We start from the raw sequence: 14,027 nt of genomic DNA on the forward strand, positions 1-14,027 counted from the left end.
CGGGAAATCTCCAGAAGTGTCCGAATATTACCCGAGAAGGAACGTCTCGCAAAATGAATTGAACGCATGGATTGCATCAAAACCGTTGATCGGCTGGGCCACTTCAGAGCGGCAGGCACCGTGTGACAGACGCCACAATTCAGCCCAATTCGCGGAGCGATAGCGCGATGGTTGTGCCCTTGCGTCGTCTGTGCGGGGCCGCGTCAGTTCACCAGGCCGATTTCTCCCTCATTCACGAGGCTCCCGGTTCCGCATGGCTGCCGAAATTCGTCCGGCTCGCGCGAGTGACGTCGACGCGCTCGATGCGATCGAGATGGCCGTCTTTACTACCGACCGAATATCGCGCCGTTCCTTCCGCCAGTTGATCGAGCGCAGTACGGCCGAAACCCTGCTGGCCGAAGTCGACGGACGCATCGCGGGCTATGCCATGGTGCTTTTTCGCAAGGGCAGCGGCGTGGCGCGGCTTTATTCGATTGCCACTGCAGCGGATATTTCGGGGCATGGCGTCGGACGCCAGCTGCTCGAAGCTGCCGAGGACACCGCGTTCGAGCATGGTCGGATGTTACTGCGGCTGGAGGTGCGGGAAGACAACGCCCGCGCCATCCGCATCTACGAGGCGAGCGGTTATCGCAGCATTGGCAGCGAGCCGGACTACTACGAGGACGGGGCGACGGCGCTTCGCTACGAGAAGGTATTGCGCGGCGACGTGCCGGTGAAAACCTCCGTGCCATTCTACCAGCAGACCTGCGACTTCACCTGCGGCCCGTGCTGTCTCATGATGGCGATCGGGAACTTCGACCGAGGCTTCGTGCCGGACCCGGTCCGCGAGATCAGGCTGTGGCGTGAGGCGACGACCATCTTCATGATGTCGGGGCCGGGTGGATGCGAGCCCTTCGGCCTGGCGGTCGCCGCCTACGAGGCCGGGCTTTCGGCGGAGATACGAGTGTCCTTCCACGGCGCGTTGTTCCTGCAGTCGGTGCGCAGCGCGGAGAAGCGCCGCGTGATGGAACTCGCGCAGGCGGATTTCCGGGTACGGGCGAAGGACTATGGCATTCCTGTCACCTACTCGCCCTTCGTCATTGACGACATTCGCGCAGCCCTTGCCGACGGCAAGCTCGTGCTGGTGCTGATCAGCGGGTTCCTGATGTTTGGGAAGAAGGTCCCGCACTGGGTGCTGGCCATCGGCGACGACGGCGAACACATCATGATCCACGACCCCTGGGTGGAGGACGACCGGCAGGAGACGGCGGCGGACGCCGCGAACATTCCGGTACCCTACGCGATCTTCATGAACATGGCGCAGTTCGGCAAGGACGTCCTGCGCGCGGCAATCATTCTCGGAAAGCGCGAGCAGCCATGACCTGGGTAATCCTGACGGGCAGACAGAGCGACCTCGACCAGGTCGAAACACCGCACAAGATCATCACAAACCGGGACTATCTCGCGCATCCCGCGCTTTTCCGCGGGCAGCGGCCGAAGGTCATCAACCTGTCGAACAGCTACGGCTACCAGAGCCGGGGGTATTACGCCTCGCTGCTGGCAAGCTCGCGCGGCCACCGGGTCATCCCGACCGTCGAGACGATCATCGACCTGTCTGAGCCGAAGCTCTACGAGAACGCGCTGCCCGAGCTGGAACTGGCGATGAACAAGTGCCGCAAGGAACTCGGCGGCACGTTCCCGGCAAAGGCGTCCTTCTTCTTCGGCAACGGGCCGTCGAAAGCCTGGGACCGCTTTGCGAAACTGCTGTTCGACTGGTTCCGCGCGCCTTCGCTGGAAGTGTCGATCCGCGACAGCGCGGAATGGGCGTCGATCCGCAAGATCGGGTTCCTGCCGGTGAACAGGCTGGAGCCGGAAGAGCGGAAGCGGTTCTTGGCGGGGCTCGATGCCTACACCAGTCGCGAGTGGCGCGACAGCAAGGCGCGCACGCCGTCGCGCTATACCTTCGCAACGCTCGTCGATCCCAACGAAGAACTGGCGCCCTCCGAGATATCGTCGCTGCGCTATTGGTCGAAGATCGCGGAGAAAATGGGCGTCGAGGTCGAGCCGATTACACGGAAGGATCTGGCGAAGCTCGCCAATTACGACGCGCTGTTCATCCGCGAGACGACGTCGATCTCCAACCACACCTACCGTTTCGCGCGCCGGGCGCAGCAGGAAGGTATGCCTGTCATCGATGATCCGCTGTCGATGATCCGCTGCACAAACAAGGTCTATCTCAACGAACTGATGGCCCACAACAAGGTGCCGGTGCCGCCGACAATCATGATCGCCAGCCCGGCGGATTTCGAGCTTGCTGCCGATACGCTTGGATTTCCCCTAGTCCTGAAGATTCCGGATAGCTCCTTTTCCAAGGGCGTCAAGAAGGTCGCTTCACCCGACGAGTTGAAGCGGCTGGCGACAACATGGCTGGAGGATTCGGACCTACTGATCGCGCAGAAATACATCCCTACCGAGTATGACTGGCGCGTCGGCGTGCTGGGAGGGCAGCCGCTCTTCGCGGTTCACTACCTGATGGCGAAGAAGCACTGGCAGATCGTCAACCACGACCGTGCCGGGAAGCCGCAGCAGGGTGGCATCAAGACCTTCACTTTGAAGGAGACTCCGCCTCTTGTGGTAGAAACGGCCGTCAGGGCCGCGTGCTGTATCGGTGATGGCCTGTATGGCGTAGATCTCAAGGAGACCAAGGATGGGGTCTTCGTCATCGAGGTCAACGACAATCCGAACCTCGATCACGGTTGGGAGGATTCGGGTGAGAAGGACGAAGTCTGGGTCCGCCTGACGCAGTGGTTTCTTGACCGGCTGGAGCGTCCCGGTCGGTAAGCCGCACGATTGCAGGCTATGGCGACATCTTTCCCGCTCACTGTCAAAAAATATTCAAAATCAGTGTGATAGTAAGCCGGATAAATCGGTCAGCCATGCTGGCATAACCCACGGTAAACGGCCACTTGTCCGACAATTGGTTTGAAGGGCCTCGAATCGTGGTATCTTGGCGACCAAAAAGGGGCATAGGGTTGGGAACGAACTACGGAAGAGCGGGATGATGCCTTGGCCGCATTGGCCAGGCACGAAGCAGCGCGGCAAGGCTGAGGCGCCGCAACTGACACCTGTTTCCTCGATGCGGACCTTCTGGGGTCTGATGAGAGCCTACTGGTTCTCGGAACGGTGGAAGGAGGCGTGGACGCTGACGGCTGTCATCGCGCTTTTTACTGCTGCCGCCAGCAAGACCAGCGTGTGGATGGCCGAGGCATCCGGCGAACTGGTCAACTCGATCGCCAAGTTCCATGATCCCGAGAATGTCGAGCCGTTCGCTTATCTGCTGACCAGCGCCGGCGTCCTCATCTTCCTCGTCGTGTTCAAGGATGTTGGCATCATCGGAATGCGGCATCTGTTCTCTACGACGCTGCATCGGAAGTGGCGCGGTTGGCTGAACGGCAGGTTCAACGAGGCCCTTCTCGACCAGAACCACACGCATTTCCATCTGCAGAACGCCAGTCGCGACAATGACGGTGCACGGGTCGAGCCGCCTGACAACATCGACCAGCGCGTGCAGGAATCGATCAAGGGCATGACCGGCGGGGCGATTGGCCTCGCCATGGGCATCATCGGCGTCGCCACCTCGCTCTTCTTCGTCGGCCAGAAGCTGATCGAGGAATCGACAATGGTGGACGGGCTGGAGTTCCTCGGCACCTATGGCGCCGCGGTGCTGGCCTTTGCAGCGGTTGCCATCTATGTGCCGCTCAACACGTGGTTTGCGCTGAAGATGGGCAGGGTGCTCGAGCGCCTGACCGACGCCATGCAGCGGTTCGAGGGCTCCTATCGCGCCGAACTGACGACATTGCTTCGGCGCAGTTTCCACATCTCCGCCGCGCGCGGTGAAGATGCGCAGAAGCGCATGCATTCGAGGCTCTACACCGACATCGATCGAACCTGGGCAAAGCTGAACTGGATCAATACGGCCTACGCCTCGTTCGAGCGGGTCTACAATTTCCTCGCCGCCCGCGTGGTCGCCTATCTGCCGGGGCTGGTGCCCTACATGAACGACAGGATCAGCCTCAAGAGCTACGTGACCGGCGCTGAACTGGTGAATTCGCTCATCGTGCAATGCTCGTGGTTCATCGATGTCATGCCGGCGATCGCGACGCTGAAAGCCAACGCCGCCCGCGTCTCCGGACTTGCCAGCGCGATCGAGGATGTGCAGCAGCCGGCGGACTTCTATCGGCGTACTGGGCGTCACGACTTCCGCTATGGCGTCCAGAATCCGGTTTTCGGTCTGACCATTCGCAACCTCGCCCTGATGCATCAGGGCGACGACCAGAAGCCCTTCCTGACCATCCGCAACGTGCGCTTCCGGCGCGGCGACTGGACCTACGTGCAGGGGGAGTCCGGCAGCGGCAAGAGTTCGCTCATCAAGGCGATCAACGGACTGTGGCCACATGGCAGGGGAGACATCGTGTTCCCTGAGGGGCTGAGGACGTTCTACGCAGCGCAGGACGTGAAGCTGCCGCGTCTGACGCTGAGGGAACTCGTCTGCCTGCCAGACGATGCCGACCAGTACTCCGAGACGCAGGTCGCCGCCGCGCTGTTCAAGGCCGGACTAGGCGAACTGATCGAATATCTGGACCGCGAATCGCGCGACGATGGCGTCTGGGATCAGGTTCTCTCCGGCGGCCAGAAGCAGAAGCTGATCTGCGCACGAATCCTTCTGCAGCAGCCCGGTCTCCTGTTCCTCGACGAGGCGACCGGCGCGCTGGACCCGGATTCCAAGGTCGCCTTTCATCAGGCCATCAAAGACAACTGTTCCGGCATCACGGTCATCAGCGTTATGCATGATGCCGTTCCGCCACGGTCGGTTTCCGGTGCGTCTTTCTACGACAATGTCCTGCAGGTCGCGGACGGGGTCGCGACGAAAATGCCGCTTGGCATGCGGCCACCATCCAGGGTCGGCGAGGTTCTGGGCTCGGCCTGAGCTTTCAGCCGTGGCGCAGCTTCTCGATCGAAGCGAAGCGCTTGAGAAACGACTCCTGTATGCCCTTGGCCGGCTTGCAGGCTAGATCGAAACAGTCGGGCGAGATACCGCGTGGCCTCCCGAAGAACTGTGTGGCCTCGGTAACGGAAAACCCGGCAAGCATCGTCGCCTCGAAATAGGCAGCGATCTGGTCTGCGCGCTTGATCTCGCGCTTCAATTTCTCGTCTGACTCCGGAGGCAGACCGAAGCGCAGATGGATGGCCCGCTGGAGTCGATGCTCCACTGCCTTGTAGCCGCCGCCAACGGCCGACTTGAAGGGCGAGATCATGTCGCCGATGACATATTCCGGCGCATCGTGCAGCAATGCCGTAAGCCGCGCGTCGGGAAGGGCGCCCGGCTGGATCATCGAGAAGATGTCCTCGACGAGCAAGGAGTGCTGAGCCACGGAGAAGGCATGATCGCCTGATGTCTGGCCATTCCACCGGGCGACGCGCGCCAGCCCATGTGCGATGTCGGCGATCTCGACGTCGAGGGGCGACGGGTCGAGCAGGTCGAGCCGGCGGCCAGACAGCATACGCTGCCAAGCTCGCGGCGGAGCGCCCACCCGATCGGCGGACACTAGGCCTCCTCGCTGGAAGCTTGCTCGGGATAGGTGAATTTCGCCCAGCCGGGTATGGCGACCGATATATCCGAACCGCCCGCCATGATGGCCACGCCCGAGTCCAGCGCGTCCTTGACCCGGTCTATGCGCAGGATCGCCAGTCCCACCGATCCGGCGGTCGAGCCGAGAGCGCCGACCGGCTTGCCGTTGGCCACGATTTCGGTTCCGGCGGTTGGAAGGTTATCGCTCGAAACGATGAGGACACGCCGTCGCGCGGTGCCGCGATGCTGCATCCGCGACACCACCTCCTGGCCAACATAGCACCCCTTGCGGAAGCCGACGCCGCCATTCTGGTCGAGCAGGACATCGTGCGGGAAAGCGTCACCAAGCGCATAGTCCCGGCCACTCTCGGCGACGCCGTTGGCAATGCGGAAAGATTGCCAAGCCTCGGGATCGTCGGTCGCGGCCCCAGCGCCATATGATCGCCATGCCGGCGCGTCGTCCGGAAAGCGGCTGTCGCGAAGCCAGCCTGAATCAGTTTGTGAAGCAGATGAATCATCACCCCACGAAACCGTGACAAGCGATTCATCCTGCTTGGAAATTTCGACTTTCGCCCGCAGCTTGTAGAGCGTGAGGCGGCGTACGAAATCGTCAGCGATGTCGGCGCGGCAATCGAGCTTGATGCCGTCAGCGCCATTTCGCGAAACGAGGAAATCGAACAGGATCTTGCCCTGCGGCGTCAGCAGCGCCGAGGGTTTTGCCTCGCCCGGTTTCAGCGCGTCGAGGTCAGCGGTGATGATATTCTGCAGAAAATTCTCCGCATCCGGGCCGGAAACGGAGACGATCGCGCGATCTTCGAGGCGGGTCGACGGCATGAAGAGAAGGGCACCTGATCTTGCAAAGGGAGCGGCCATTACGTAAGCCGCAGCGGGCAAGGCGACAAGAGCGGCGAGACGTTATGACGGCGACCTACGACCTCATCCTGACAGGCGGCACGGTCGTCAACCATGACGGGCAGGGCGTCCGCGACGTCGGCGTCCGCGACGGGCGCATTGCCGCCATCGGTGATCTGGCGCAGGCTTCCGCCGGCAAGACGATCGACTGTCGGGGCCTGCATGTCCTTCCCGGCGTCATCGACAGTCAGGTGCATTTCCGCGAGCCGGGACTGGAGCACAAGGAAGATCTGGAAACGGGATCTCGCGCCGCGGTGCTGGGCGGCGTGACTGCCGTGTTCGAAATGCCTAACACCAACCCACTGACCTCGACCGAAGCGGCGCTGGCCGACAAGGTCGGTCGCGCGACTGGCCGGATGCATTGCGATTTCGCCTTCTGGGTCGGCGGCACGCGCGAAAACGCCAAGGACGTCGGCGAACTCGAACGCCTGCCGGGAGCGGCAGGCATAAAGGTGTTTATGGGATCCTCGACCGGCGACCTGCTGGTGGAGGACGATGAAGGCGTCGCCTCCATCCTGCGCAACACGCGCCGCAGGGCGGCCTTCCATTCGGAAGACGAGTTCCGCCTGCGCGAGCGCCTGGGAGAACGGGTGCCGGGCGATCCTTCGTCGCATCCAATATGGCGCGACGAGATCGCGGCGCTGCAGTGCACCGAACGTCTTGTGCGGATTGCCCGCAGCGCGCGGGCGCGCATCCATGTGCTGCACATCTCGACGGCTGAGGAAATCACCTTCCTCGAGGGCCAGAAGGATGTTGCGACCTGCGAGGCGACGCCGCATCACCTGACCATGTCGGCGGACGATTACGCGAAGCTGGGTACGCTGTTGCAGATGAACCCCCCAGTGCGCGACCAGCGCCACCGCGAAGGAGTGTGGCACGGCATTTCGCAGGGCGTTGTGGACGTGCTGGGTTCCGATCACGCGCCGCATACGCTGGAGGAGAAGCAAAAAACCTATCCGTCTTCGCCGTCCGGCATGACGGGTGTGCAGACGCTGGTGCCGATCATGCTCGACCATGTGAACGCCGGGCGGCTGACGCTGGAGCGCTTCGTCGACCTGTCCAGCCATGGCCCGAACCGGATCTTTGGCATCGCACGTAAGGGGCGGATCGCGGCCGGTTATGACGCGGATTTCACCATCGTCGACATGAAGCGCAGCGAGACCATCACCAATGCGCAGCAGGGCTCCAAGGCCGGTTGGACGCCCTATGACGGCAAGAAGGTGACAGGCTGGCCGGTCGGCACGATCGCACGCGGCAACCGCATCATGTGGGACGGCGAGATTGTCACGAAAGGGCAGGGCCGGCCGGTCGAATTCTCCGAGGCCTTGCCCCGCTAGAGCAATTCCAGGAAAAGTGCGTAGCGGTTTTCCGTCCGGAATTGCGTAAAACAACAACATAGAGCGTGTCTGAGATTCAACGAAAAGCAGAACCGCTCTAACGCCTATTCGCCGGCGACGAAGAAAGCCCATTCCCCCTCGGGCGTGATGCCGGCGCGGTAGAAGATGTAGGCGCCGAACTGTTTCATGTCGTCGAGGTCGCCCGCTGTTACGATCTTGAACAGTTCCACGCGCTGGCGGGCATCGAGCTTGTCGAGCGGAATGCCGAAGAAATAGGGCCAGACGTAGATTTCGTTCGGCGTACCAGGCTCAAGTTGAACGAAGCCGGCATTCAGAACCTCTTCGAGGATGGCGAGGATTTCCTGCCCTTCCTCGTCGCCGGAATTCCCCTTGAGGATCTGGACGGGGTCGCCCTCCGAGTCGCCAAAGGAGAGCAGGGTCTTGCTGTCGCCAAGTCCGAGCAGCGGGCGCAGCTTCTCGATGTCGCCGCTTTTGGCTGCCTCGACGATGCGGTCGTGCATGCGCCGGACGGGCTCAGGTAAACGGTCGAGATTGTAGATGACTTCGGGCAGCGGCCCTTCTTCGTCCACGTCGGGCCTTGCAATGCCGTTGCGATCAGTCGCCGGTTCCTGAGGAGCCGCCTCAGCCGGTGCCTCGGGAGAGGGCAGGCTGGGCGCAGTGCCATCGGGGACTATCGTCCCGGGTGCCGCCTCCGTGCCTTCTGGCGGAGGCAGGTCTTCACGATTGATCTCGCTCAGCGCGGCCGCTGGTGAGGAAAAGAGCGCGACCGGGCCAGAGAGGCACGACACAGCAAACAGGACAGCTAGACGTCCGCCGAGAGAAGACAATCGTTCCGCTGGTTTCGTCCTGACGTCCATCAAATTTCCTCGACCATTCCCGGTCCGGCCTCCTCCGCGGCCGGGAGTTGGCTGTTCAGGATTTCAATGCCGCGAATGCTCCGGCACGAACTCTCCGGCGACGATGCGGTCGCGCATGCGCTCGATCAGGCCGAGCACCGCGGGTTCTCCACTCGAACGAAGCAACTCGCCAAGTGCCGTGGTGAGGGCAGCCTCGGCGATGATTTCCGGCTCGATCCCCGCGGAAAGGCCTTCCGCCCATGCCGCGCTGTGATTCTCGACAGCAGTCAGCCGCTTTTCTTCCCTGACGAGTGCGTCGAGGTCGTTAAAGCCTTGTGCCATGTCCTGTTCCACCTTCTGCAGGCCACTGTACCGATCGATCGGTCCAACTTGACCTGTCCCTTTAATGTCCCGTTAAGTTTCCTAGCACAGCGAAACGGCTATGTACGCACGGCGTGGCCGAAAAGTTAATGCTATCTTAATTGCCGTAACGGGAGGCGAGGTCGCGGGCGAGGTTCTCGCCTTCCACGGTATAGCGTGAAATCGCCTCGGTCGCGGAGGCCGTGCACCTGGCGTAGGTGCCCTCGAAGGAGCGATAGCCCCGGTTGAAGCTGGCGATGAAGCGCGCGCGCCTTTCCGCATCGGGGTTTTCGGCGGCAAGCAGCCGTTCCATTGTCTGGCGCCACTGGTCGCCCTTGTCACCGCAAAGATTGCGCAGGAAATGCAGGGAGCCCATGACCTCGGCAATCCGCAGCAGCCCGGCCTCGTAGGGCGCGTCGATAGCCGCAGCCGGACGCGCAAACGCCAAGGGCGCGATCAGGACCGTGACGGCGAAAAATCTGGATGCCCGCTGCATGCGGCCCTTGTGGCGAAACAATTTGGCCGCCGCAAGGCGGTTTCTTTTTGCCTTCGGCAGCAGGGCACATCGAATGCCGCGGCGACGCGCGCGCACCTCACATGCTCACATGCGCGCGTAGCAATTCTTCGAGGACCGGCTTCCGGAAAGTGCCGGCCTCGAGATGGCGGTAGATGAAGGCGATCACGGCATCAGGATCAACATCCAACCGGGCCCGGTTTAGCCCTAGGAAGATGTCGATGCAGGCAAAGGCGACACGCTTCTTGCCGTCCACGAAGCCATGGTTCATCGCAAGGCTTTCCCAAAGCGCGGCGGCTTGTTCGATCAGGTCGGCATAATAGCCGGTCTGCGGTCGCAGAAGTGCGGACTCGATCAGGCCGTGGTCGCGCACCCCTTTCGCGCCGCCAAACAGGCGCAACTGCTCGGCATGGATATAAAGCGCGTCGTCGAGCGTGAGGTATTCCACCTACTTCGCCAGCGCTTCGTAGATCCTAGCCCAGCGCTTCGCGCTCTCTGCGTGAAGCCTCTCGACTGCGGGGCTGACCCTGCCGCTGGCGGCTTCGGAGAGGCGGCGGAATTCCTCTGGCGACAGCACGACCGCAACGTCGCGGCCCTGCCTTTGCACGCGTACAGGTCCCGCCTGAGCCATATCGATCAGTTCGCCAAAGCGGTTCTTGGCTTCGGTAGCAGCAATCGTTTTCATGAAACCATATTAGCCAGATTGGCTAATATGGAAAAGCCTACACCTCGGCCAGCAAATCTCGTCCAACCTCCAGTACATCGGCGAGGATCGGCAGCGTTTCCATTTCGGCAAGGGTGAAGAACGCGGCCTCGGCGGCGTCGTCATTGGCGACGGGCTCGCCGCCGACGTGATGGCCGAAGAAGACCTGCAGGTCATAGTCGAACTCATCACCCACAGCCCGAACCAGCACGAGCGGAGACAGCGCGCCGACGTAAAGGCCGGTTTCCTCGGCCAGTTCGCGCCTTGCGGCGTCTTCCAGCGTCTCGCCGGCCTCCACGCGCCCTCCCGGGAAGGCGTAGAACCCGAAGGAAGGCGGCCTGCCGCGCCGGACGAGCAGCAGACGGTGCTCGCGTCGTATGGCGACGGAAACGGCGGGGAGGACCGGTTTCATGCGCATTGATCGTTATCCACCGCCCATCCTTGCCGGTTTTGCGTCGAACCGCCACTTTGTGAATCCGATTCGACGGCAGCAAGCAAAATGTGCGGACGCTTTTCGCTGACGGCCAGTCCAGAGGAACTGGCGGAGTCCTTCGCGCTGCTCGGCGTGGAGGACTTTCCGGCGCGCTACAACATCGCGCCGACGCAGCCAATCCTGCTAGTCATCGCGGGACGTGGGCGCGAGCCCGGCTCCAATCTGCCGGACAGGCGGGCCATGCTGGCGCGCTGGGGGCTCACACCCGCCTGGGCGAAGAACCTGGAAGACATGCCGCTCAACATCAATGCCCGCTCCGAGACTGCGGCGGAAAAGGCGTCGTTCAAGGCGGCGATGCGCCACCGGCGCGTGTTGGTGCCGGCCTCGGGTTTCTACGAGTGGCGTCGCGACGGCGTCGGCAAGCGCGCGCAGCCCTATTGGGTGCGCCCACGCCATTGCGGCATCGTCGCCTTCGGCGGACTCTTGGAAACCTATGCAGAGCCCGGCGGCTCGGAGATCGATACCGCCGCGATCCTGACCACGGCGGCGAGCCGCGACATCGCGCATATCCACGACCGCATGCCCGTCGTGATTCAGCCGCAGGATTTCGACCAGTGGCTCGATTGCCGGACGCAGGAGCCGCGCGACGTGGCGCATTTGATGCGGTCGCCGGAGGAGGGATTCTTCGAGGCGATCCCGGTGTCCGACAAGGTGAACAATGCGGCCAACGCCGGGCCCGATTTGCAGGAGAGGGCCGAACTGGACCAGCCGGCGGCTCCACAGAGGCCACTGCCAGAAAAGCAAAAGCCCGGCGATGCCGGACAGCTTACGCTTTTCTAGCGTCAGTCGGTGCAGTGATCGGCCAAGTGCGCGGCGGAGTCAGCCAACGCGGCGCCGTCACCCTTTCAGGCAGGCTTGGCAGCCTTCTTCTTCGGCGCGCAGATCAGCGCGGCGACGACTGCGGCCGGGCCGATGGCGCGATACTGGTTCGCGAGAGCCGGGGTCGCCTTGGCAGGCGCTTTTACGGCTTCGCTCTTCTTCGGTAACATTTCTTCTCTCTTCCCTGAGGTCATGATCGTTGCTTGCGAGCTTTGCAGATGGTGTCCGAATGGGACCAAATCGTGACCCTCTGCGCGATTTCCCGCCTTCTCCCTAAAGTGATGTCCGGACATATTTAATAGAATCTTACTTGTCCGGCTTTTCCCAGCGCTTCGCATTTACACTGAGTCCAAACTGCAACACCGTAGTAAAAGCGTCATGTATCCGCCTTTTGCCGCAAGTGTTGCCGCGCGGTTACAAATTGGAAGCCTTTTGAGCGGGTTACGCTTGACGGGAAGCCCGCCTCGGCGGCATAAGCGCAGCCATGAAAACGTCTTTTGCCATTTGCGGCATTTGCATTATTGGCTAGCGCCAGCGCTGGTCCGGACGTTTTCGCCTTCTTCAAAGAGATGAAAAAACGCCCTGGCCGGCAGGCAGGGGTGGAATATGTCTGGAAACGGCAAGGGCTTGCGGCTCTACAACACGCTGACGCGCACGAAGGAGGACTTTGTTCCCATCGATAGCGAAAACGTACGCATGTATGTCTGCGGGCCGACGGTCTATGACTTCGCCCATATCGGCAATGCGCGGCCGGTGATCGTCTTCGACGTGCTGTTTCGGCTGCTGCGTCACATCTACGGCGAAGACCGCGTCACCTATGTCCGCAACATCACGGACGTGGACGACAAGATCAACGCGCGCGCCGCCCGCGACTTTCCCGGCCTGCCGCTGAACGAGGCTATCCGCATGGTCACGGAAGCCACCAACGCACAGTTCCAGGCTGACGTGAAGGCGCTGGGTTGCCTGGTGCCGACGTTCCAGCCGCGCGCCACCGAGCATATCGACGGCATGCGGGCGATGATCGATCGGCTGGTGAAGCTTGGGGTCGCCTATGTGGCGGAAGGCCATGTGCTGTTTTCGCCCAAGCGCATGGCAGCGCGCGTAAAGTCGCCGCGCTACGGCGCGCTGGCGAAACGCTCGCTGGACGAGATGCTGGCCGGCGCGCGCGTCGACGTCGCCTCCTACAAGGAGGATGAGATGGATTTCGTGCTCTGGAAGCCGTCGAAGGACGGCGAGCCGGGCTGGCCGTCGCCCGCCGGGATCGATGGTCTGGGTCGGCCTGGCTGGCACATCGAATGCTCGGCCATGTCGATGGCCAAGCTGCTGGAACCCTTCGGCGGCGGGCTGCAATGCGACGACCCTGAGAAGAACGTCTTCGACATCCACGGCGGCGGCATCGACCTCGTCTTCCCGCACCACGAGAACGAGATCGCCCAGTCCTGCTGCGCCTTCGGCACCGAGCGCATGGCCAACATCTGGATGCACAACGGCTTCCTGCAGGTCGAAGGCCGCAAGATGTCGAAGTCCGAGGGCAATTTCGTCACGATCAACGAGTTGCTGAACACGGAGACGTTCGGCGGACGCAAATGGCCGGGCGAAGTGCTGCGTCTGGCGATGCTGATGACGCATTATCGTGAGCCGATCGATTTTTCGGTACGGAAGCTGGAGGAAGCTGAGAACCTCCTTGCGAAATGGCGAAGGAAAGCAGCGGGCGCGACCGCCGATGCGGTCGATGGCACTTTTCTGGCAGCCCTTGGCGACGATCTCGATATGGCCGAGTATCTGCGGCTGATGAACTCTGGCGACCTGCAGCCTTCGGCTCTGCTTGCGGCCGCCGGTCTGATCGGTCTCGATCTTTCCGAACTGGAAACGGATGTCGATGTGCCCAAGTTTGTTGCTCAGCGCCTCGCCTTTATCGCCCACAAAAACTGGGCCGAGGCCGACCGCATCCGCGATGAGCTTCTGGCGCAGGGCATCCAGCTCAAGGACGGCAAGGACCCGGCAACGGGCGAACGCGTGACCACATGGGAGGTGAAGCGGTGATCGACCATACAGGCTGTTTTGTATCGGACTGGGAAAAGTCGAAGGCGTTCTATGACGCCGCGCTGGGGGCGCTCGGCGCGACGCTGATGATGACAGTGCCGAAGGAGTTTACAAGCGGCCAGAACGTAGGTGGCTATGGCCGCGAGAAGCCGGTCTGGTGGCTGCGCGAAGGCGGCGAGCCGGGTCCCGGCCGGCATATCGCCTTTACGGCCAATAACCGCGCAGAAGTCGACGCTTTCTACACCGCGGCGATGGGCGCGGGTGACCGCGACAACGGCAAGCCGGGCCTGCGCCCTCACTACCATCCCGACTATTACGGAGCCTTCGTGCTTGATCCCGACGGCAACAATGTCGAAGCGGTCTGCCACAAGCCTGAGTAAG

16 protein-coding genes are annotated in these 14,027 nt (G+C 62.2%); 7 read left to right on the top strand and 9 right to left on the bottom strand.

Annotated elements, in window-relative coordinates; genetic code table 11:
* Positions 1-253: 253 nt before the first annotated feature.
* The 3 genes from ABMA32_RS16240 (at position 254) to ABMA32_RS16250 (ending at position 4,966) form a co-directional block, all read left to right on the top strand.
* The gene (locus tag ABMA32_RS16240) at positions 254-1,360 is read left to right on the top strand and encodes a peptidase C39 family protein (RefSeq protein WP_349014863.1); all 1,107 of its coding nucleotides are present in this window, start codon (positions 254-256) and stop codon (positions 1,358-1,360) included.
* Positions 1,357-2,820 carry a RimK family protein gene (locus ABMA32_RS16245; RefSeq protein ID WP_349014864.1) on the top strand — a complete coding sequence of 488 codons (1,464 nt, stop codon included), beginning with the start codon at positions 1,357-1,359 and terminating at the stop codon, positions 2,818-2,820. Before ABMA32_RS16240 ends, ABMA32_RS16245 begins: the two co-directional genes overlap by 4 nt.
* 295 nt (positions 2,821-3,115) lie before the next feature.
* Entirely contained in the window at positions 3,116-4,966 is a 1,851-nt protein-coding gene (locus ABMA32_RS16250; protein ID WP_349015459.1) for an ABC transporter ATP-binding protein/permease, read from the top strand.
* A 4-nt stretch (positions 4,967-4,970) separates the two neighbouring features.
* Here the strand turns inward: ABMA32_RS16250 and ABMA32_RS16255 are convergent, their stop codons facing one another.
* On the bottom strand, positions 4,971-5,585 hold the full coding sequence (locus tag ABMA32_RS16255; protein ID WP_349014865.1) for an HD domain-containing protein: 615 nt from the start codon (positions 5,583-5,585) through the stop codon (positions 4,971-4,973).
* The gene (gene ygfZ / locus ABMA32_RS16260) at positions 5,585-6,442 is read right to left on the bottom strand and encodes a CAF17-like 4Fe-4S cluster assembly/insertion protein YgfZ (protein ID WP_349014866.1); all 858 of its coding nucleotides are present in this window, start codon (positions 6,440-6,442) and stop codon (positions 5,585-5,587) included. The genes ABMA32_RS16255 and ygfZ overlap by 1 nt, the downstream gene beginning before the upstream one ends.
* Positions 6,443-6,525: 83 nt before the next feature.
* Between ygfZ and ABMA32_RS16265 the strand changes: the two genes are divergently transcribed.
* The gene (locus ABMA32_RS16265; RefSeq protein ID WP_349014867.1) at positions 6,526-7,857 is read left to right on the top strand and encodes a dihydroorotase; all 1,332 of its coding nucleotides are present in this window, start codon (positions 6,526-6,528) and stop codon (positions 7,855-7,857) included.
* Between the two features lie 104 nt (positions 7,858-7,961).
* Here the strand turns inward: ABMA32_RS16265 and ABMA32_RS16270 are convergent, their stop codons facing one another.
* The 6 genes from ABMA32_RS16270 to ABMA32_RS16295 form a co-directional block, all read right to left on the bottom strand.
* The gene (locus tag ABMA32_RS16270) at positions 7,962-8,735 is read right to left on the bottom strand and encodes a hypothetical protein (protein ID WP_349014868.1); all 774 of its coding nucleotides are present in this window, start codon (positions 8,733-8,735) and stop codon (positions 7,962-7,964) included.
* Positions 8,736-8,798: 63 nt separating this feature from the next.
* Positions 8,799-9,056, bottom strand: a complete 258-nt coding sequence (locus ABMA32_RS16275; protein WP_349014869.1) for a hypothetical protein — start codon at positions 9,054-9,056, stop codon at positions 8,799-8,801.
* 136 nt (positions 9,057-9,192) lie between these two features.
* Positions 9,193-9,570 carry a TIGR02301 family protein gene (locus ABMA32_RS16280; protein WP_349014870.1) on the bottom strand — a complete coding sequence of 126 codons (378 nt, stop codon included), beginning with the start codon at positions 9,568-9,570 and terminating at the stop codon, positions 9,193-9,195.
* A gap of 97 nt (positions 9,571-9,667) precedes the next feature.
* Entirely contained in the window at positions 9,668-10,036 is a 369-nt protein-coding gene (locus ABMA32_RS16285; RefSeq protein WP_349014871.1) for a type II toxin-antitoxin system death-on-curing family toxin, read from the bottom strand.
* Positions 10,037-10,273, bottom strand: coding sequence for a type II toxin-antitoxin system Phd/YefM family antitoxin (locus tag ABMA32_RS16290; RefSeq protein ID WP_349014872.1), 237 nt, complete (start codon positions 10,271-10,273; stop codon positions 10,037-10,039).
* Positions 10,274-10,310: 37 nt separating this feature from the next.
* The gene (locus ABMA32_RS16295) at positions 10,311-10,709 is read right to left on the bottom strand and encodes an NUDIX hydrolase (protein ID WP_349014873.1); all 399 of its coding nucleotides are present in this window, start codon (positions 10,707-10,709) and stop codon (positions 10,311-10,313) included.
* 81 nt (positions 10,710-10,790) lie between these two features.
* Here ABMA32_RS16295 and ABMA32_RS16300 point away from each other — a divergent pair, with 81 nt between their 5' ends.
* Positions 10,791-11,564 carry an SOS response-associated peptidase gene (locus ABMA32_RS16300; protein ID WP_349014874.1) on the top strand — a complete coding sequence of 258 codons (774 nt, stop codon included), beginning with the start codon at positions 10,791-10,793 and terminating at the stop codon, positions 11,562-11,564.
* 65 nt (positions 11,565-11,629) lie between these two features.
* Here the strand turns inward: ABMA32_RS16300 and ABMA32_RS16305 are convergent, their stop codons facing one another.
* Positions 11,630-11,773 (bottom strand): transcriptional regulator, encoded by a 144-nt coding sequence (locus ABMA32_RS16305; RefSeq protein ID WP_349014875.1) that lies wholly within the window; start codon positions 11,771-11,773, stop codon positions 11,630-11,632.
* A 436-nt stretch (positions 11,774-12,209) separates the two neighbouring features.
* Between ABMA32_RS16305 and cysS the strand changes: the two genes are divergently transcribed.
* Together cysS and ABMA32_RS16315 are read left to right on the top strand one after the other, a co-directional pair.
* Complete coding sequence (gene cysS / locus ABMA32_RS16310; RefSeq protein WP_349014876.1) at positions 12,210-13,646, top strand: cysteine--tRNA ligase; 1,437 nt, start codon at positions 12,210-12,212, stop codon at positions 13,644-13,646.
* A complete protein-coding gene (locus ABMA32_RS16315) occupies positions 13,643-14,026 on the top strand; it encodes a VOC family protein (protein WP_349014877.1) in 384 nt (127 codons plus the stop codon). Before cysS ends, ABMA32_RS16315 begins: the two co-directional genes overlap by 4 nt.
* The last annotated feature ends 1 nt before the right edge of the window (position 14,027 follow it).

It is taken from the genome of Mesorhizobium quangtriensis (genome assembly GCF_040081925.1).
Classification (GTDB): Bacteria; Pseudomonadota; Alphaproteobacteria; order Rhizobiales; family Rhizobiaceae; genus Mesorhizobium_K; species Mesorhizobium_K quangtriensis.

Excerpts from the sequence above, each read along its gene's own strand:
- ABMA32_RS16305 (WP_349014875.1), bottom strand. The coding sequence starts at position 11,773 with ATGTTACCGAAGAAGAGCGAAGCCGTAAAAGCGCCTGCCAAGGCGACC.
- ABMA32_RS16265 (WP_349014867.1), top strand. The coding sequence starts at position 6,526 with ATGACGGCGACCTACGACCTCATCCTGACAGGCGGCACGGTCGTCAAC.
- ABMA32_RS16275 (WP_349014869.1), bottom strand. The coding sequence starts at position 9,056 with ATGGCACAAGGCTTTAACGACCTCGACGCACTCGTCAGGGAAGAAAAG.
- ABMA32_RS16300 (WP_349014874.1), top strand. The coding sequence starts at position 10,791 with ATGTGCGGACGCTTTTCGCTGACGGCCAGTCCAGAGGAACTGGCGGAG.
- ABMA32_RS16295 (WP_349014873.1), bottom strand. The coding sequence starts at position 10,709 with ATGCGCATGAAACCGGTCCTCCCCGCCGTTTCCGTCGCCATACGACGC.
- cysS (WP_349014876.1), top strand. The coding sequence starts at position 12,210 with ATGTCTGGAAACGGCAAGGGCTTGCGGCTCTACAACACGCTGACGCGC.
- ABMA32_RS16250 (WP_349015459.1), top strand. The coding sequence starts at position 3,116 with ATGCGGACCTTCTGGGGTCTGATGAGAGCCTACTGGTTCTCGGAACGG.
- ygfZ (WP_349014866.1), bottom strand. The coding sequence starts at position 6,442 with ATGCCGTCGACCCGCCTCGAAGATCGCGCGATCGTCTCCGTTTCCGGC.
- ABMA32_RS16270 (WP_349014868.1), bottom strand. The coding sequence starts at position 8,735 with ATGGACGTCAGGACGAAACCAGCGGAACGATTGTCTTCTCTCGGCGGA.
- ABMA32_RS16280 (WP_349014870.1), bottom strand. The coding sequence starts at position 9,570 with ATGCAGCGGGCATCCAGATTTTTCGCCGTCACGGTCCTGATCGCGCCC.
- ABMA32_RS16240 (WP_349014863.1), top strand. The coding sequence starts at position 254 with ATGGCTGCCGAAATTCGTCCGGCTCGCGCGAGTGACGTCGACGCGCTC.
- ABMA32_RS16245 (WP_349014864.1), top strand. The coding sequence starts at position 1,357 with ATGACCTGGGTAATCCTGACGGGCAGACAGAGCGACCTCGACCAGGTC.
- ABMA32_RS16290 (WP_349014872.1), bottom strand. The coding sequence starts at position 10,273 with ATGAAAACGATTGCTGCTACCGAAGCCAAGAACCGCTTTGGCGAACTG.